We start from the raw sequence: 16,593 nt of genomic DNA, 5'->3' as shown, positions 1-16,593 counted from the left end.
TGCTCAGAGCACCTGATCGAACAGGGTGGAGACGTCGTCCACCCCCTCCAGCCGCTGGATGCGCTGCACCAGCGCCTCGATGCGGACCGGCGGCAGGGCATTGCGGCCATAGCCGAATGCCGCGACCAGCTTGGCGTGGATCTCGTCCTCGCCCAGCGGCGCCTCGGGGCTGCCGGGCACGGCTTCCACGCGATGGGACAGGCGGCGGCCGTCGTGGGTCTCGATGGTGACGTCCGCCGGAGCGAAGGTGCCGGTGCGGCTCTCGTCCACCCGCACGGACAGGCGCTCCACCAGCGGCCGGATGGCAGGGTCGAGCACCGCCGCCGGCTCGATGTCGGCAAGGCCGAAGCCGCCGCGCGCGAGGACAGCGGCGACGCCGTAGCGCACGTTGAACTGGCCCGTCACTTGCGGATTGGCCTCGGGCGCGAAGGCGCCGCCCACGAGCCGCGCCATATAGGGCGTCAGCACGATCTCGCCCCGCGCCACATCCGCGCCGGTGATGCCGTGGCGGGCGACGATCTCCAGCGCCGCGGCAAGCGCCGCATGGCTGCAGCCGCAGGCGGGGAAGCGCTTGAGCGCGGTGCCCTCGATCAGATAGCGCTGGCCGAGCCCGTCCAGCACCTCTTCCGGCCGTCCCTCCTCAAACAAGGCGAACAGGCCGAACGGCCCTTCGAAGGCGGCACGCGGGCCGGTGGTGCCGAGCGCCGCGAGATCGGCGGAAATGATGCCGTCGCGCGCGGCGAAGGCCGATTGCAGGCGCTTGGTGAGACGCTGCTCCACGTGGCTCTGCTGGGTCCCGCCTGCGTGGCACAAGGCGATGCCGAGGGCATTGTGGGTGCGGTCGGCATCCAGCCCGCGCAGGCGGGCGGCGGCGAGCGCGGCGCCGAACACGCCGGCGATGGAGGTGTGGAAGAAGCCCCGGTTGGTGCGCGTCGCCGCCGCCAGCCGCACCACCAATTCGTTGCCAAGGGTGAGGGCGGCGAGAAGCTCGCGCCCGTTGCGCCGCTGCTGCTCTGCGACGGCGAGCGCGGCGGGCGCCACGATGATGTCCGCATGGACGAAGCCGGCGAGGCTGTCGAAATCGAGCGCCGCCGCGAGCGTGCCGTTGTAGAAGGCGGCGGCGGAGGGCTCACGCCGCGTGTCGCCTTCCCCCCACAGGCTGGCATGGCCGGGCGCGCCGCGCAGCGCGAGCGCCCGCGCCGCATTGACGCCGGCCGCATCCGCCGCCGCCCAGGCAACCGCCAGCGTATCGAGCAGCACGCGCTTGGTGGTGGCGATGGTGCGCGCGGGGATGTCGTCGAAGCGGATGCGCTGGGTCGCCTGCACCACGGCGGCAGTGACGTCGGCGCGCCGCGCGGCCGCCTTCGGGCTGACGGAGACGTTCATGGTCCCTCCGGCGCCGTTCAGTTCACGGCGGCGTTGAAGGTGGTGTTGAACTCGGGCGAGACATCGATGGCGCGGGGAATGGCGCCGGCCTCCAGCAGGGCATCGGCGATCTTCTGCTCGCGGCGGATCAGTTCGGCATCGATGGGGCGCAGCCGCGCCTTGCCGAACTCCACGTAATAGCGGGCGCGGGCGGGGCTCTGCTTCACCCTGTCGATATAAATGCGCTCGGCCGTGTCGAGATTGTCGGCATACCAGGCGAAATAGCGTGCCAGCCGGCCGACGAAATCTTGCAGCACGGCGCGGCGGCCGGGATCGGCGATGGCGTCCGTGCGGGCGGCGAACACGCCGAGCGCGGGAATGTCGAGGTCGTCGCTGGTGAGAACGATGCGCGCCTGTCCCTTCTCCACCGCCTCGCCCACCAGCGCGCCGAGGCCGGAATAGACGTCCACATGGTCGGCATTGAAGGCGGTGGCGGCGGCATTGCCGTCGCCGAACTGGATGGGGTCGATGTCGGCGGTGGTGAGGCCGCCCGCCCGGCGGGCGAGGAGATACTGCACGTAATTGAGGCCGCCGAAATTGAAGCCCCATTTGAGGCCCTTCAGCTCGGCCGCCGTCTTCGCACTGGTGCGGCTGCGCACGGCGGTGACGATGCGCGGATAGCGCGCATCGAGATTGCGCCAGCCGGCGATGATCTGAAGCGGCGGGCCACCCGCCCAGCCATCGGCGGACTTGCCCTGCTCGATGATGAGCGAGGTGTCGCCGAGGTGGGCGAGGTCGATGGCCTTCGAATAGGCGGCGGTAAGCTGCGCGGCGGGGCCGGGCAGCACCACCCATTCCACCTTGTAAGGCGCCCCCTCGAACACGCCCGAGGCCTGGGCAAGCTCGGGCAGGGTCGAATCCTGATAGCCGACCTTGAGGCTGGCATCCGCCGCCCCCGCCCGACCGGCACCAAGGCCGGGGAGGAGGAGCGCGCCGGTGGCGGCGAGAAGGGTTCGCCGCGAGAGCCGGCTGACGGCGGGCGGAGGAGAGGCTGCCATGTGTCGTCTCCCGTTCCGCGCCGCTCAGTTGCCGCCGACGGTGGAGGAATTGAAGCCGCGGTAGAACTCAACGTTCACGTTGATCTTCTTGGGGATGCCGCCGGCTTCGGTGAGGATGTCGGCGATCTTCTGCTCGCGGGCGACCAGCTTGTCGTCGAGGGGCTGGAAGGTGGCCTTTTGGTAGAGGGTGGTGAGCTTCGCCCGCGCCGGGGTCTGCTTCACCTTCTCCTCGTAGAGCTTCTGCACCTCGTCGAGATGGTCGGCATACCAGGTCCAGTGGGTGCGCACGCGGGCAAGGAAATCGGCCAAGGCGGCGCGCTTGGCCGGATCCTTCAGCACGTCGCCGCGGGCGGTGAAGACGTTGAGGGCGGGGATCTCCAGCTCGTCGCTGGTGATGAGGACGCGGGCCGTGCCCTTTTCGATGGATTCACCCACGGGCGCGATGGAGCCGGAAAAGGCGTCCACCCGGCCGGAATTGAAGGCGGCGGCGCTGGCGTTCTGATCTCCGAGCTGCACCGCCTCGTAATCCTTCGGCGTGAGCCCGGCTTTTAAGCCGGTGAGCACGTATTGCAGATAGTTGAAGCCGCCGAAATTGTACGACCACTTCTTGCCACGCAGGTCAGCCAGCGTGTCGATCTTCGCATCCGTGCGCACCACTGTGACGATGGGCGGATACTTGCCGTCATTGGCGCGCCAGCCGGCGATGATCTGCAGCGGAGGATTGCCCTCCACCCACTCGTCCTTGGCCTTGCCCTGCTCGATGATGAGCGAGGTGTCGCCCATGTGGCCCACATCAATGTTCTTGGAATAGAGCGCCGAGAGCTGCGCCGCCGGGCCGGGCAGGATCACCCATTCCACGTCATAGGGCGCGCCCTCGAGTACCTTCGAAGCGGTGACGGTGGAAGGCACGGTGAGGTCCTGGTAGCCGATCAGCAGCTTCACGCGCTCCTCGGCGGACGCGGCGGAGGCGGCAAGGAAGGCGGCGAAAGCGGCGCCGGCGGCAAGCAGATGGCGGCGGGTGGGACGCAGGGAAGAGGTCACTGGGAAAGGCTCCAACTCTGAAACTGGGGAAGGGGTCAGGCGTGGCCGCCGGCCTCGGGGGAGGCGACGCCCAGCTCGGCGAGGAGTCGGGCGCGCAGCGCGGCAAAGCCGGCATCGCCGCGCTTGCGGGGACGCTCCAACGGCACGCGGGCATCGAAGCGGATGCCGCCGCCGGACAGGACGATCACCCGGTCGGACATGAGGATGGCTTCGTCCACATCGTGGGTCACGAGCACCACCGCCGGCAGATGGCGCCGCCAGAGCTGGGCGACGAGATCATGCATGCGGATGCGGGTGAGCGCATCGAGCGCGGCGAAGGGCTCGTCCAGCAGCAGCAGGTTGGGCTCACCGGCCAGAGCGCGGGCGAGCGCCACACGCTGCGCCTCACCGCCGGACAGCGTCTTGGGCCACACGTCCACGTGACGGCCCAGGCCCACCTCCTCCAGCGCGGCGGCCGCGAGGCTGCGGGTGACGCGGTTCTGCACATGGCCGAGCACCACGTTCTGCCAGACGCGCTTGGCCGGCACGAGCCGCGGCTCCTGGAAGACCACGGAGCGGGCGGAGGCGACTTCCACGCGCCCGCCATCGGCCCGGTCGAGCCCGGCGAGGATGCGCAAGAGCGTCGTCTTGCCGGTGCCGGAGGGACCGAGCAAGGAGACGAACTCGCCGCGTCGGACCTCGAGGTCGATGCCGTCCAGCACCGCGCGGGAGCCGAACACCCGGCGCACGCCTTCGAGGCGCACGGCCACCGGCTGGACAGGCGCGGGTGGCGCGGCGAGGTCGAGGCCGGCGAGGGCGATGGCTTCGGCGGGAGCGGGAGAAGAGCTATGCAAGGACAAGGCTGGGCCTCCAGGGCAGTGCGAGGCGTTCCACCAAACGCATCACGAGGTCGATGACGATGCCGAGCAGCGCGTAGACGATGATGCCGGCGATGATGATGTCGGTGCGCTGGTTCTGGTTGGCGTTGATGAGGATAAAGCCGATGCCCGAGCGCGCGTTGATCTGCTCCGCCGCCACCAGCGCCAGCAGCGACACGCCGGCCGCGAACCGCAGCCCGACGAGGATGGACGGCAAAGCGGTTGGGATGATGACGCGGGTGGCGATGCGTCCGTGGGAGAGGCCGAACACCCGCGCCGCCTCGATCAGTTTCTGGTCCACCCCGCGCACGCCGGAATAGGTGTTGAGATAGACCGGGAAGATGGTGGCGCCGAAGATGAGCGCGATCTTCGCCTGCTCGCCGATGCCGAACCAGATGATGAACAGCGGGATCATCGCGATGAACGGAATGGTGCGCAGCATCTGCAGCGGCGCGTCGAACAGTTCCTCGCCCACGCGCCACAGGCCGGCGAAGAGGCCCAGCGCCAGCCCGACGCTCGCCCCCAGCGCCAGCCCCGTCAGCGCGCGGGCAAGGGAGGCGGGAATGGCGGACTGGAGTTCGCCGGTGCGGATCAATTCGGCATAGGCGGCGATGATCTCGGCGGGGGAGGGCAGCACCTCCGGGGCGACGAAGCCGAGGTTGGAGCTTGCCTGCCACACGGCGAGAAGCAGCGCCGGCACCAGCGCTCGGGAGGCGAAGCGTGCCGTCTTGCCGAAGCGCGAGCGGGCCGGGGTCTGCCCGGAGCGCGGGCTGAGGTCCACCAGATCCAGCGCCGCGGATGCGGGCGTCTGGCTGGCGCCGGAAGCGACGAAGCTGGGCGGAGGCGGTTGAACGGTCATCTCGGCTTTCCGGAGCGAAGGGTTGTGGGCAGGCGGCGGCTCATTCGGCGGCCGCCAGCGTGTCGCCGGCGGCGATGGCGCCGGCATAGAGGTCGTGCGGCAGGTCGTCGGTGCCGACCGGCGCGAGGAAGCGGGCGAGGTGCTTGGCGCGGTCGGCGACGAACAGGTCGCGGCCGATGGCGGCCACCGCGCGGGGAATGTTGTGGCGCAGGCTCGCGATGTCGCCCACCGGGCGGCCGGTGCTGGTCATGGCCGAGAAGGCGAGGAAGTGAATATCTGCGAGGAAGGGCGCGGCGCCCTTCTCCGTCTCCACCAGCTCGAAGGCGGGGCCGAGATAGGGCGCGCTGGCGAGCGCGGCGTCTTCGGGCTCGACCGCCACCTTGTCCGACCATCGAGCGATCGCGGGAGCGAAATCGGCGAAGGGCGGGTAGAGCCGTGCGTCGGCCTGATAGCCGGTGCCGAGCAGGATGAAGTCGGCGTCGAAGACGGCACCCGAATTGAGGGTGATGCGCACGCCGTCCCCGTGCGGCTCCACCGCGCGCCAGCCGGCGTCGAGGTGGATGCGGAAGTTGGCATGGGCCACCGCCCGCTTCACCGCCGCCGGTGGCGGGAAGGAGGCGCGGCGGCGGAAATGGGCCATCACCGCCCAGCGGTCGGCATCGGGCAGTGCGTGGAAATGCTCCCAGGCGCCGAAGAAGCCGAACGGCTTCATGGCGGAGCCCCGGGCAAGGTCCGCGCCGCGCGAGAACAGGTCCACCGCCCCCGCGCCGGCCTCCAGCAGCGCACCCGCCGCATCGAAGGCGGAGGCCGCCGAGCCGAGGATGGCGACGCGCCGGCCGGCCAGGGCCTTCGGGTCGAAGGCGTGGGTGTGGGCGAACAGCTTGCCGGGCAGGTCCGCCACCACATCGGGAATGAACGGTCCGCCCGAGCCGGCGATGCCGGTGGCCAGCACCAGCTTGCGGGTGGTCTCGGTGAAGGTCTTCCCCTCAGCCGTGAAGTGGAGCCGCAGGCGCCCCTCCTGCGGCTCCACCCGCGTCAGGGTGACGCCATTGCGCACCTCGACGGCGGACGCCGAGCGGAACCACGCCACATAGTCCGCCCAGATCTCGCGCGGCACGGTCGGCAGCGCGGCATAGGCCTCGACTCCATAGGCCGCCTCGTACCAGGCTTGGAACGACAGGCTCGGCAGCCCTAGTTCCGGGCCCGGTGGCACCTTGGGGGTGCGCAGGATGGTCATGCGCGCGGGGCCGCGCCAAATACCCTCTTGGCCTGCCGGGGCGGCATCGACGAGGCTCACGCGGCCGATGCCGGCGCGCCGGAGGCCGAAGGCGGCGGCAAGGCCGCTCTGGCCGGCGCCCACCACCACCACATTGTGCTCGATGCCCTCGGCCTCAGGCACCCAGTCCGTGCCGGTCTCGCCGATGCGGGAGAGGTCGGCCTGAGCCTGCGCGGCAAGACGGGCGAGGGCATTGATGTCGGGGGTGGCGGGCGTGGTCATGGGTCTTGTCCAGTGAAGGAGGAGGAGCGGTCAGCCGGCCTTGGCGATGCCGTCGCCGACGCGGTAGGGGCCGGGGGGCCAGGTGCCGTTCACCGCGAAGTCGCCGACGATGCGCTCGCGGTAGACGCGCGGATTGTGGGAGGAGAGGGTGCGGGCGTTGCGCCAATGGCGGTCGAGGCCCACCCCGCGCCGCGCCGAGGAGGCGCCCAGCGCGTCGAACAGATGGGAGGTGGCATCGAGGATGAGGGAGGTCACCACCGTGACGCCCTGGTTCACCTCGAGGTCCGCCACTGCCACCGAAAGGTCCTGCCCCGAGTTGTCTTGTCCTTCGGAGGTCTCCCGTTCGCGGGTGTCATAGGCCCGCTGGAGCGCCTCGGCCGCCTTGAGCACCACCGCGCCGGCCCCGTAGGCGCTGGCGCGCACCTTGCCGACGATCTGGAGGATCTGCGGATCGGCGCCCGCCCGGTCGGCATTGCCGTGGCTGAACACCCGCTTGCGCACGGAGACGAGCCGCGCCACGTCGCCCGCCGCTGCCCGGCCGATGCCGGCGAGGGTGGCGAGGTGGACGAGTTGGTAGAAGGCGACCGAATAGCGGAAGCGCTTGCGCTGTGGGTTGATGAGGTCGTCGGAGAGGGTGACGTTGTCGAACTTCGCGGTGCCCGAGGCGGTGAGCTGCTGGCCGAAGCCGTCCCAGTCGTCGACGATGCTCACGCCCGGCGCGCCGGTGGGCACCTGCGCGAGGATGAAGTTGCCCTCCTCATCCTCGGCTCCGAGATTGATCCAGTCGGCGAAGAGGGAGCCGGTGGTATAGAATTTCTGCCCGTCGAGGCGCAGCCGGTCGCCGTCGCGCACGATGCGGGTGTTGAAGTGGCCGACCGCATTGTCCGCCCCCTCGGTGAAGCCGCTGCCCGAGGTCTCCTTGGCCGCGATGCGTTTCACCCAGCGGTCGCGATAGTCCTTGAAGGGCGAGTTCAGCACCTCCTCGGTGAAGCCGAAATGGGCGCGGAGCGCATTGGTGACGTTGCTGTCGGCCTCCGACAGCTCGATGAGCAGGTTGAACAGCTCGGGCAAGGTGGCGCCGAAGCCGCCTTCGTCCTTGGGCAGGCGCAGGGTGGTGAAGCCGGCCTCCTTCAGGGCGGCGATCTCGGCACGTGGCAGGCGGTGGTCTTGCTCGCGCTCCACCGCGCTGTCGCGGATGTCGCGGAAGATGGGGCGGAACCGGCTGGCGAGTTCCTCGTACCGGTCGGTGGGGCCGGCGCCCCAGGCGTCTTCGATCTGGCTCATGGACGGATGGATCCTCGGGATGAAGGGCAGCTCAGCCGCCGGCGGCGACGCGCGGTGCGGAGACCGCCGTGCCGTGGGCGAAGCGGCTGGCGGGGCGGGGGAGGCCGAAATGCTCCCGCAGCGTCCGGCCGGAATAATGGGTGCGGAACAGCCCGCGTTGGCGCAGCAGCGGCACCACATGGTCGACGAAGACTTCGAGACCCTCGGGCAGCACGTCCGGCATCAGGTTGAAGCCGTCCACGGCGCCGGCGGTGAACCAGGCCTCGATGTCGTCGGCGATGGCCTCCGGCGTGCCGACGATGACCCGGTGGCCGGTGGAGCCGCCGAAGCGGCGGATGAGTTGGCGCACGGTCAGCTTCTCGCGATCCGCCGCGCCCACCAGAGCGTCGAAGAAGGTCTGCATCCCGTCCACCGGGCGCGCCACCTCAGGCAGCGGGCCGTCGAGATCGAGGGAGGAGGGGTCCACCTTGAGAATGCCGGCGACGCGGCGCAGCCCGTAATCGCCGGGGGTGAGCGCCCACAGCTCCTCCTCGCGGCGGCGCGCCTCAGCCTCGGTGGAGCCGATGATGGTGGCGAGACCGGGCAGGATCACGATGTCGTCGCCGTGGCGGCCGAAGGTGTGGGCCTGGGTGCGGACCGAACCGGCGAAGGCGAGCGCCTCCTCCAGCGTGTGGGCGACGGAGAAGATGGCTTCCGCATGCCGCGCGGCGAGGCGGATGCCGTCCGCCGATCCGCCCGCCTGCACCAGAACCGGCCGGCCCTGCACCGAGCGCGGCACGTTGAGCGGCCCGCGCACCGAGAAGTGCCGGCCGCGATGCTCGATGGGGTGGACCTTGGCGGTGTCGATGAAGTGGCCGGACGCCTTGTCGCCGACGAAGGCGTCGTCCTCCCAGCTGTCCCACAGGGCTGTCACCACGTCGGCGAACTCGTCGGCGCGCTCGTAGCGATTGGCGTGGGCCTCAAGCTCGTCGGTGCCGAAATTGCGCGCGGCTGAGGCGTCGGCGGTGGTGACGATATTCCAGCCCACCCGGCCGTTGCTGGCGATGTCGAGGGAGGCGAAGCGGCGGGCGAGATTGTAGGGGTCGTTGAAGCTGGTGGAGGCGGTGCCGATCAGGCCCAGATGCTCCGTGGCGGCGGCGACGTGCGCCAGCACGATGGTTGGCTCCAGCGCCTGGAAAGGGCGCAGGTCCGGTCGGTCGGAGAAGGCCGGCACGTCGGCGAGGAAGATGGCGTCGAAGGTGCCGCGCTCGGCGATCTTGGCGACCTTCACATAGTGCGCGATGTCGGCATAGGCGCGGGGATCAGACGAGGGCGCACGCCAGGCCGAGCTGTAGAAGCCGGCATTCAGGGTGTTGACGTTCAGGTGCAGCTGGCGCGGGGCCATGGCGTCTCTCCCGAAGGGCGGAGACCGGCCGGTGGCTCACGTTGGAAGCGGGGGCCGGCCAATCGGTGCCGGCTACTCTACGATCACAAATAAGTTTGTCTATAAATTTAATAGAAAATATCGCGCAAGTCGGGCCAGAGGCACCGCCGGCCGTTGCCGGGCCGGCGGTGGGGGCCGTTCAGGGCGCGGGGGTTCCGTGCAACTGGTGCAGGGCGTCGATGCGGTCCTCGATCTCGGGCGTCAGGGTCACGTCGAGCGAGCCGAGATCCTCCTCCAGCTGCGTGAGGGTGGTGGCGCCGATGATGTTGGAGGTCACGAAGGGTCGGCTGGTGACGAAGGCGAGGGCGAGCTGCGCGGGCGTCAGGCCCAGCTCGCGGGCGAGGGCCACGTAGGCACGCACCGCCTCTTCCGTGCCCGTCTTCTCGTAACGCTGGGTGCGGTTGAACAGCGTTTTGCGGGCACGGGCGGTCAGGGCGCCGTCGAGATATTTGCCGGTGAGAGAGCCCTTCGCCAATGGCGAATAGGCGAGCAGGCCCACGTCCTCGCGCAGGTGGAATTCGGCAAGGCCGGTCTCATAGGTGCGGTTCACCAGGCTGAAGGCGTTCTGCACCGAGGCGACGCGTGGGCCGATGCCCTTTTCCGACGCGGCGAGGAAGGCGGACAGGCCCCAGGCGGTCTCGTTGGAGAGGCCGATGTGGCGCACCTTCCCGGCCTTCACCAGCGCATCGAGGGCGGCCAGCGTCTCCTCCACCGGCATTTCCGGGCCGTCGCCGCCGCCGCGCGCGCGAGTGGGTGGCGCGCTGGCCGAACAGGGGAACGGCGCGATCGGGCCAGTGGAGCTGGTAGAGGTCGATGTAATCGGTGCCGAGGCGCTTCACGGTCTCGCGCTTGCCGGCCAAACAAGGTGAGCGCCAAATCGGAGGGGTAAAATGGGTGGTCAGCGATCAAGGTAAGAGCGGGATCCCAGCGGATGATGCGCCGATCCCCTCGGCGGCGAACGGGCGAGGGATGCCGAGAGCGCTGGCAAATGCAACGCTAAGGACAACTTAAGATTGCGACTTGGGCTGGCGAGTGGTAAATTTGTCCTTACTTCGGTTGTGCGTTGAGGCGTGTTGTGAGGCGATCATTATTTGATATCGAAGTGCGTGATCTCCGATATTTCATCGCGGCAGCAGATGCTGGAAGCTTTCGGAAGGCGGCAGCGGCACTCGGGGTGCAGGAATCCTCCGTCAGTCGTCGCATTCGCGACGTTGAAAGCCAGATCGGTGCCTCCCTATTCGTGCGGCACTCCGGGGGAATCAACCTGACGATGGCCGGCCAGCGGTTCCTTCATCGTGCCCGTCATGTCCTGGACCACATTCGTGACGGGGCTGCAGAGGTGGCCGCCATCGGTCGTGCGGAGGGTGGATATCTCAAAGTTGGACTGTTTTCGTCCCTTTCCTCCGGCTTTTTGTCAGCCTTGTTTCGAGCATATGATGCAAGACATGGATCAGTTCACATCGACTTCGTCGAGGGTGAAGCACATGAGCACATTAATGCCCTTCGCCAATTTCAGATCGATATCGCCTTTGTCATTGGGTTGAGCGATTTTGGCGAGTGCGACTCAGCTTACCTCTGGTCAGAACAGGTGCTGGTGGCATTGCCTGAAGGCCACCCCCTTGCTGCTTCAGAGTCATTGACATGGCGGGATCTCAGAGCTGAGAAAATCCTTCTCCGAGACACGCCAGCGGGCGCGCGGATTCAAGACTATGTTGTCCGGCGAATCCGGGAGGTCGAAGGTGAGCCCCGTGTCGCGGCGCAGCGGGTCGGGCGCTACAAGCTTCTCAATCTCGTCGCGTCCGGCCGCGGAACGACGTTGATCATCGAATCGGAACGTCTGGTGAAGGTCGCCGGGGTGACCTATCGTCCGCTGCACGACGAGGTGGTTTCATTCCATGCGGCCTGGTCGCCGAAGAACGACAATCCCGCGTTTCGAACGCTCCTCAGCCTTGCCCGGACGATGGCTCCCTCCTCGGAAGCGAACCAAGCGATTGCTCGTCCGCAAGATCAGGAGGCGCTGCGCGCCGCGCCTTCGCAAATCCACGATCCGTCGCGATGAAGCGCTCAAGCATGGGGACTATGAGACGGGATGGCTCTGTAGGGGACTGATTGTTCTCCCGACTAAGGATTTCCGAGTAGGCGACAAGGTCCCGATGCAGCTTCGCCGGTAGCTCCACGGTCACCTTCACCGGCTTCTCGTCAAGGATCTCGCTGAGCTTCAGCTTCGGCATATCAGCCTCCGTAAGGTTCAAGGACGAGATCGCGCGTGACGATGACCCGCACCGGGTATCCCGGCCGGACGGTGAGCGTCGGCGAGATGTTGAGCTGGCGCTGGACGATCTGGCGGCCTGTCTGGCTTATACTGTCGGAGGCGCCTTCCCTCAGGGCGCTGGCGAGGTCACTGTCACTGCCGGACGTGCCTGCGCTCGCCCCGACGCTGAGGATGGTGGAGAGCACGGCGGCCTTGAACAGCTCGCCCCAGTGATAGTCGACGCCATCCTCCAGCCCTGCATAGCCTTCCGCATCGGCGCCCGGCAGGCGTTCCAGCACGATGGCGCGCCCATTGGGAAAGATCAGCCGGTTCCAGACCAGAAGCACCCGGCGCTGGCCGAAGCCGACGCCATTGTCGTATTGCCCTATGATGCGCGTGCCTTGAGGGATCAGGAGGATCCGCCCGGTCGGGCTGTCGTGGACATTCTCGGTCACCTGGGCAGTGATCTGACCCGGCAGGTCGGAGCGGATACCTGTGATCAGCGCCGCCGGGATCACGGCCCCCGCCTGCAGGACATTGGCCGAGGCCGGAGCCGCCACACGGTCGGGCGAGACGGTGCGCCGGTCGGCGGCCTGATTGAGGAAGGCCGTCTGCCGCTCCTGGGCCGTCGGTGTCGCCGCCGATGGGGCGAGGCCGAGGGACGTCAGATCCGGGACAGGTGCCGCCACCGTTGCTGACGCTGCGCTCACCTGTTGCGCCACGACAGGGCTCGCCGGCCGCGTGTTGGTCTGGGCGAACAGCCGTCCGGTCCGGGCTGCCTCGCTCTCCTGCTGCTGGCGCTGCTCCTCGGGGCTGAGAGCTGGATTGGGCATGCCTGCCATCGTTGGGATCGGCGGCTGCGCTGCCGTCTGTGCATTGAGGATCGGCCGGCCGAGGTCGCCGGGCAGTGGCGGCCCGAGCTTGGGGATGCCGGTGTAATCCTTGGGCAGGCCGGCGAGCCCGTCCGGTGTCGCCTTGATATCGGTGGCGTAGAGTTCCTGTCCCGGCCCACGGTCCCTGCGCGCCTGAAGGGCGTAGATCAAGGCACCACCGATCCCGAGCCCTGCAACGAGCCCCAGTCCGGCCAGCACCTTGCGGGACAGGCGGGTCACCCGTGGCGGCTCCGGCCGCAGCCGCATCGCCGCCACAGCCTCTCCCGTCAGCGGGCGGGCGCCGGCATCCTCGGTCGGGTCCGGCCTTTTCTCCTTCCCGGGGTCGATGCCGCTCATAGGACGGGCCTCCCGTCCGTGCGGGAGATGCGCACGCGCTTCTGATCCTTGTCGGCGCCGAAGCGCAGCTCGGCTGCCGCGAAGAGACGGTCGACGATCATGTAGCTGCCGCGCACGCGATAGTTCACGAGCTCGGAGGTGTCGCCCTGCGGGCCGACCACGAACAGCGGCGGCATCTCGCCCTGGGCGATGCCGCGGGGAAACTCGATGAACACCTGCTGGCCGTCATCGAAGGCCCGCAGTGGCCGCCACGGCGCGCGGTCGCCTGTGACCTCATAGCGGAAGTTCACTTTGGTGAGGTCGATGCCGGTGGCGACGGGCTGCACGACTGCCGCCTCGGCATTCTGGCGTCGCAGCGCGATGAGCTGGTCCTGAGGGTACTGCCAGGAGACCGAGGCCATGTAGGTCTTCTCGGTGGAGCGCAGCTCCATGTGATAGGTGCGCAGATTGGTGTTGATGACGAGATTGGTGGTGAGGTCCGGTCGCGTGGGCTTCACCAGGATGTGGACCTGCTTCGCAGCCCCTGCCCTGCTCTCGGTGTCGCCGATGATCCAGCGCACGGTGTCACCGGCGGCCACAGGCCCCGTGCCCACCAGTTGCTCGCCGGGCTGGAGCGCGATGTCGGTGACCTGCCCGGGCGCGGCGTAGACCTGATAGAGGGCGCCCTCCACGAAGGGATAGACCTGCATGGAGTTGATGAAGCCGTTGCGCACCGGCTGGACGCGGGCGGCGGCATTGGCCTGGTTCACCCGAGCTGCAGGGTCGGTCGCTTCCGGCTCCATCTTCCCGTCCTTGCTTAGCGGCTTCAGCTGGCCGGGCAGAGGCAGGGGTTTCGGCAGCTCGACGATGCGCACCGGCCCCGGCGGCTCGGCCTTGAAGACGGCGGGCGGCGCATCGTCATACTCGATCTCGGGCGGCTTCTCGAAGGTGGCGCAGCCGGCGAGCGCAGATGTGCACGCCAGGAGAAGCGGCAAGCCGGCTTTACGGAGAGCCGGAAAGGAGAGGACACGGAAAGCCGGCCTCCCGGAAGTGCGGATGGCCGGTGTCATTGTGCGAGTTCCTTCGACCAGTTGATGGCGTTGACGTAGATCCCGAGCGGATTGGCCCGGAGGCGCTCGGCGTCGCGCGGCGCCTGCACCACGACGGTGAGAATGGCGCTCCAGCGGGTGGTGTCGGCGAGGCTGCCGTCCTGGTAACGGCGCTCGGTCCAGGCAATGCGGAAGGAGTCCGGCGAGGCGCGGATGACGCTCGAGACCTCCACAGCCACCTGCTGCTTGCCGACGCGCGCGAAGGGATCGTTGGCGCGGGCATAGTCGTTGAGCGCAACTGCGCCGGCCTGCGTCGCATAGGCATAGGCCCTGAGCCAGTTCTGCCGCACGATGACCGGATCGGCGGAGATGCTGCGCACCTCCTCGATGAAGCGGGCGAGGTGGAAGGCGATCTGGGGATCGGAGGGGCGATAGTCCGCTGCGGCGGGCGCGACCACCTGAGCCTGCCCGAGCTTGTCCACCTCAACCACCCACGGCACCACTGAGCCGCTCAGGGCCTGCCATGCCAGGGCCCCGGAGAGGCCGGCCGAAAGCGCCAGGCAACCGAAGGCCATGAGGCGCCAGTTCTTCGCCTGGACGCGGGCGGAGCCGATGCGGTCGTCCCACGCCTGGGCCGCACGCTGATAGGGCGTCTCGGGTTCGGGAGATCGGCCGTAATGGACCGAGGGTCGCTTGAAAGGCGTCATGAGCGATCGCTTTCGGAGAGGGAGATGGAGGAGCCGCCGCCATGGCTGTCGCCGGAGCGGATCGCATGGGTTGCGGTCTGGATGCCGTGGGCGACCTGCTGGGAGCGCCGTATGCGTTGGGCCCAATCTGGGACATCGCCGGAAGACGCCGGAGCGCTCGACGAGGCGGCAGTGGCTTTGGAGGTCGGCGGTACGGCGGCTGAACCGCGCAAGGGAGATGTTGCCGCCGCGGCCCCGGCGCGCGCGACACCTCCAAGCCCACCGGCGACACTGGACAGCCCGGATTGGCCCGCGGCTCCCGCGCTGTAGGCGGATGCAGCCCCTCCGGCGAGGCTCGCGCCAGCTCGTGCGGCCGCAGCTGTTCCCGACAGGGCAGCACCGGCCCCGCGCATCGCTATGCCCGCAGCTCCGGCTCCTGCGAGCGCCGCACCTCCTGCGGCAAGGCCGGTCCCAACGGCTGCACCCGCGCCGAGCTGCGGTGCACCGGTGATCAGTCCCGTGGCGATCCCTGGTCCGAAGATGCCGAGACCGAGCAGCGACAGCGCCGCCAGCACGGCGGACAGGGCCTGGCTGATGGTCGGCTGGGCATTCCCATAGGAGGTGGTGAATTGGGAAAACAGCCCGGAGCCGATACCGACGATGACGGCGAGCACCATCACCTTCACGCCGGAGGCCACGATGTTGCCGAGCACCTTCTCGGCGAGGAAAGCGGTCTTGCCGAAGAAGGCGAAGGGGATGAGCACGAAGCCGGCGAGCGTCGTCAGCTTGAACTCGATGAGGGTGACGAAGAGCTGCACCGCGAGGATGAAGAAGGCGATCAGGATCAGCAGCCACGAGACCAGCAGAACGGCGATCTGCACGGCATTGACGAAGAGCGCCACCGGCCCGGTGAGCTGGCTCGCGGCATCGAGCAGCGGCTGGCCCGCGGCGAGCCCGACTTCCGCGAGGCGCCCCGGCCGCAGGAACTCCGCGGTGCTGATGGTCGACCCGCCGGCCTTGAGCCCGAGCCCGGCGAAGCTCTCAAACACGATTTTCGCGAGCGCGTTGAAGTTGCCGATGATCCAGGCGAAGAAGCCGATGGCGAGGGTTTTGCGCACCAGCCGGCGCATCACGTCCTCGTCCGCACCCCAGGCCCAGAACAGGCCGGCGAGCGTGATGTCGAGGGCGATCAGGATGGAGGAGAGGCCCGTCACCTCGCCCTTGATCAGGCCAAAGCCGGAATCGATGTAGCTGGTGAAGGTGTTGAGGAAGGTGTCGATGACGCCGACGTCGTTCATGGCGCAGCTCCGTCCACGGGCCTGCCGAAGAAGCGGCGGCGGTTCGCCTCCCAGAGCGCGGAGCAGCGCGGATCGATGGGATCGGCCGCCTCCAGCGTGGCGCAGCGCTTGAGGTCTGCCGAGGAGACGCTTCCTACCGGCACGCTGGTTGAGACGACCGGCTCCACCTGCCGGCCGGAGGCCATTGCCAGAGCCGCGATCACCGACCCGACCAGCCCGGCAACGACGAGGGTCCTGAGCGCAGTGCCCTGATCCATCGCTCGGTCCTCAGTTCCCGCGGAACATGGTGACGGCGGAGGGCTGGTAGCTCGACGGGGTCGAGAAGCGCCGGTAGCGCTCCTGTCCCTCCGACACCGCCGTGGCACGCTCCGCCTCTGACAGGGCCTGCGCCCGGCCATTGGCGGCCACCACGGCGGTGAGGTCGGAGAGCTGCTGGGCCTGGAGCGCCTGGAGCTGGTTCCCCGCCTGCATGGCCTGCAGCGCGCCAGTCGCCGCCTGGCTCTGCCCGACCAGCGTTGAGGCCTGCGAGCGGCCGGTGTCGAGATTGCCGACAACGCCCGCCTGTACCCGCAGCGCATCCTGGAGGCCGGCGACCGTGGTCTCCCAGCGGGTCCTGGCGTGGGTGACGAGGGCGGCATCCGAACTGCTCAGGGAGACCGAGCCATACTGGCCCTGGAACGCCCGGTCGATGGCGCCGACGTCATAGGCGATCTTCT

17 protein-coding genes are annotated in these 16,593 nt (G+C 68.7%); 1 reads left to right on the top strand and 16 read right to left on the bottom strand.

What is annotated here, in order from left to right:
- Nucleotides 1–3 precede the first annotated feature (3 nt).
- The 9 genes from EJ105_RS21760 to EJ105_RS21720 all read right to left on the bottom strand — a co-directional run bounded on the left by EJ105_RS21760 (nucleotide 4) and on the right by EJ105_RS21720 (nucleotide 10,097).
- Entirely contained in the window at nucleotides 4–1,386 is a 1,383-nt protein-coding gene (locus EJ105_RS21760; protein WP_250167976.1) for an MmgE/PrpD family protein, read from the bottom strand.
- Nucleotides 1,387–1,403: 17 nt separating this feature from the next.
- A complete protein-coding gene (locus EJ105_RS21755; RefSeq protein ID WP_250167975.1) occupies nucleotides 1,404–2,423 on the bottom strand; it encodes a type 2 periplasmic-binding domain-containing protein in 1,020 nt (339 codons plus the stop codon).
- A gap of 24 nt (nucleotides 2,424–2,447) precedes the next feature.
- Nucleotides 2,448–3,464 carry a PhnD/SsuA/transferrin family substrate-binding protein gene (locus EJ105_RS21750; RefSeq protein WP_203194088.1) on the bottom strand — a complete coding sequence of 339 codons (1,017 nt, stop codon included), beginning with the start codon at nucleotides 3,462–3,464 and terminating at the stop codon, nucleotides 2,448–2,450.
- 35 nt (nucleotides 3,465–3,499) lie between these two features.
- Complete coding sequence (locus EJ105_RS21745) at nucleotides 3,500–4,297, bottom strand: ABC transporter ATP-binding protein (protein WP_394042683.1); 798 nt, start codon at nucleotides 4,295–4,297, stop codon at nucleotides 3,500–3,502.
- The gene (locus tag EJ105_RS21740) at nucleotides 4,290–5,180 is read right to left on the bottom strand and encodes an ABC transporter permease (RefSeq protein ID WP_250167974.1); all 891 of its coding nucleotides are present in this window, start codon (nucleotides 5,178–5,180) and stop codon (nucleotides 4,290–4,292) included. Before EJ105_RS21740 ends, EJ105_RS21745 begins: the two co-directional genes overlap by 8 nt.
- A gap of 40 nt (nucleotides 5,181–5,220) precedes the next feature.
- Entirely contained in the window at nucleotides 5,221–6,678 is a 1,458-nt protein-coding gene (locus tag EJ105_RS21735; protein ID WP_250167973.1) for an FAD-dependent oxidoreductase, read from the bottom strand.
- 30 nt (nucleotides 6,679–6,708) lie between these two features.
- Nucleotides 6,709–7,962, bottom strand: coding sequence for an acyl-CoA dehydrogenase family protein (locus EJ105_RS21730; RefSeq protein ID WP_250167972.1), 1,254 nt, complete (start codon nucleotides 7,960–7,962; stop codon nucleotides 6,709–6,711).
- Between the two features lie 31 nt (nucleotides 7,963–7,993).
- Complete coding sequence (locus EJ105_RS21725; protein ID WP_250167971.1) at nucleotides 7,994–9,346, bottom strand: LLM class flavin-dependent oxidoreductase; 1,353 nt, start codon at nucleotides 9,344–9,346, stop codon at nucleotides 7,994–7,996.
- Nucleotides 9,347–9,524: 178 nt separating this feature from the next.
- Nucleotides 9,525–10,097: an aldo/keto reductase gene (locus EJ105_RS21720; RefSeq protein ID WP_347881338.1), complete on the bottom strand. Its 573-nt coding sequence runs from the start codon at nucleotides 10,095–10,097 to the stop codon at nucleotides 9,525–9,527.
- Nucleotides 10,098–10,487: 390 nt separating this feature from the next.
- On the opposite strand from EJ105_RS21720, the gene EJ105_RS21715 reads away from it, so the two are divergent.
- Nucleotides 10,488–11,444, top strand: a complete 957-nt coding sequence (locus tag EJ105_RS21715; protein WP_250167970.1) for a LysR family transcriptional regulator — start codon at nucleotides 10,488–10,490, stop codon at nucleotides 11,442–11,444.
- Here EJ105_RS21715 and EJ105_RS21710 read toward each other — a convergent pair.
- The 7 genes from EJ105_RS21710 to EJ105_RS21680 form a co-directional block, all read right to left on the bottom strand.
- On the bottom strand, nucleotides 11,329–11,616 hold the full coding sequence (locus tag EJ105_RS21710) for a DUF2274 domain-containing protein (protein ID WP_250167969.1): 288 nt from the start codon (nucleotides 11,614–11,616) through the stop codon (nucleotides 11,329–11,331). The two genes, EJ105_RS21715 and EJ105_RS21710, sit on opposite strands and share 116 nt — an antisense overlap.
- 1 nt (nucleotide 11,617) lies before the next feature.
- Nucleotides 11,618–12,865, bottom strand: a complete 1,248-nt coding sequence (locus EJ105_RS21705) for a TraB/TrbI/VirB10 family type IV secretion system protein (protein WP_250167968.1) — start codon at nucleotides 12,863–12,865, stop codon at nucleotides 11,618–11,620.
- Complete coding sequence (gene trbG, locus EJ105_RS21700) at nucleotides 12,862–13,914, bottom strand: P-type conjugative transfer protein TrbG (RefSeq protein ID WP_250167967.1); 1,053 nt, start codon at nucleotides 13,912–13,914, stop codon at nucleotides 12,862–12,864. Before trbG ends, EJ105_RS21705 begins: the two co-directional genes overlap by 4 nt.
- Nucleotides 13,911–14,600 (bottom strand): conjugal transfer protein TrbF, encoded by a 690-nt coding sequence (trbF, locus tag EJ105_RS21695; protein ID WP_250167966.1) that lies wholly within the window; start codon nucleotides 14,598–14,600, stop codon nucleotides 13,911–13,913. Before trbF ends, trbG begins: the two co-directional genes overlap by 4 nt.
- Nucleotides 14,597–15,877 carry a P-type conjugative transfer protein TrbL gene (gene trbL, locus EJ105_RS21690; RefSeq protein ID WP_250167965.1) on the bottom strand — a complete coding sequence of 427 codons (1,281 nt, stop codon included), beginning with the start codon at nucleotides 15,875–15,877 and terminating at the stop codon, nucleotides 14,597–14,599. Before trbL ends, trbF begins: the two co-directional genes overlap by 4 nt.
- Nucleotides 15,874–16,134 carry a putative entry exclusion protein TrbK-alt gene (gene trbK-alt, locus EJ105_RS21685; protein WP_250167964.1) on the bottom strand — a complete coding sequence of 87 codons (261 nt, stop codon included), beginning with the start codon at nucleotides 16,132–16,134 and terminating at the stop codon, nucleotides 15,874–15,876. The genes trbL and trbK-alt overlap by 4 nt, the downstream gene beginning before the upstream one ends.
- 10 nt (nucleotides 16,135–16,144) lie before the next feature.
- Nucleotides 16,145–16,593, bottom strand: a 449-nt coding sequence (locus EJ105_RS21680) for a TrbJ/VirB5 family protein (protein ID WP_488657467.1), incomplete at its 5' end; no start/stop codon positions are given.

This window comes from Xanthobacter aminoxidans (assembly GCF_023571765.1).
Taxonomy (GTDB): Bacteria; Pseudomonadota; Alphaproteobacteria; order Rhizobiales; family Xanthobacteraceae; genus Xanthobacter; species Xanthobacter aminoxidans.
Note: the sequence above shows the minus strand (reverse complement) of the source record. Positions and strands in the feature narration are given on the sequence as shown.

What these genes read in the sequence shown, in the direction of transcription:
- EJ105_RS21760 (WP_250167976.1), bottom strand. Translation starts at nt 1,386, where the DNA reads ATGAACGTCTCCGTCAGCCCGAAGGCGGCCGCGCGGCGCGCCGACGTC.
- trbF (WP_250167966.1), bottom strand. Translation starts at nt 14,600, where the DNA reads ATGACGCCTTTCAAGCGACCCTCGGTCCATTACGGCCGATCTCCCGAA.
- trbK-alt (WP_250167964.1), bottom strand. Translation starts at nt 16,134, where the DNA reads ATGGATCAGGGCACTGCGCTCAGGACCCTCGTCGTTGCCGGGCTGGTC.
- EJ105_RS21755 (WP_250167975.1), bottom strand. Translation starts at nt 2,423, where the DNA reads ATGGCAGCCTCTCCTCCGCCCGCCGTCAGCCGGCTCTCGCGGCGAACC.
- EJ105_RS21705 (WP_250167968.1), bottom strand. Translation starts at nt 12,865, where the DNA reads ATGAGCGGCATCGACCCCGGGAAGGAGAAAAGGCCGGACCCGACCGAG.
- trbL (WP_250167965.1), bottom strand. Translation starts at nt 15,877, where the DNA reads ATGAACGACGTCGGCGTCATCGACACCTTCCTCAACACCTTCACCAGC.
- EJ105_RS21725 (WP_250167971.1), bottom strand. Translation starts at nt 9,346, where the DNA reads ATGGCCCCGCGCCAGCTGCACCTGAACGTCAACACCCTGAATGCCGGC.
- EJ105_RS21730 (WP_250167972.1), bottom strand. Translation starts at nt 7,962, where the DNA reads ATGAGCCAGATCGAAGACGCCTGGGGCGCCGGCCCCACCGACCGGTAC.
- EJ105_RS21710 (WP_250167969.1), bottom strand. Translation starts at nt 11,616, where the DNA reads ATGCCGAAGCTGAAGCTCAGCGAGATCCTTGACGAGAAGCCGGTGAAG.
- EJ105_RS21740 (WP_250167974.1), bottom strand. Translation starts at nt 5,180, where the DNA reads ATGACCGTTCAACCGCCTCCGCCCAGCTTCGTCGCTTCCGGCGCCAGC.
- EJ105_RS21735 (WP_250167973.1), bottom strand. Translation starts at nt 6,678, where the DNA reads ATGACCACGCCCGCCACCCCCGACATCAATGCCCTCGCCCGTCTTGCC.
- trbG (WP_250167967.1), bottom strand. Translation starts at nt 13,914, where the DNA reads ATGACACCGGCCATCCGCACTTCCGGGAGGCCGGCTTTCCGTGTCCTC.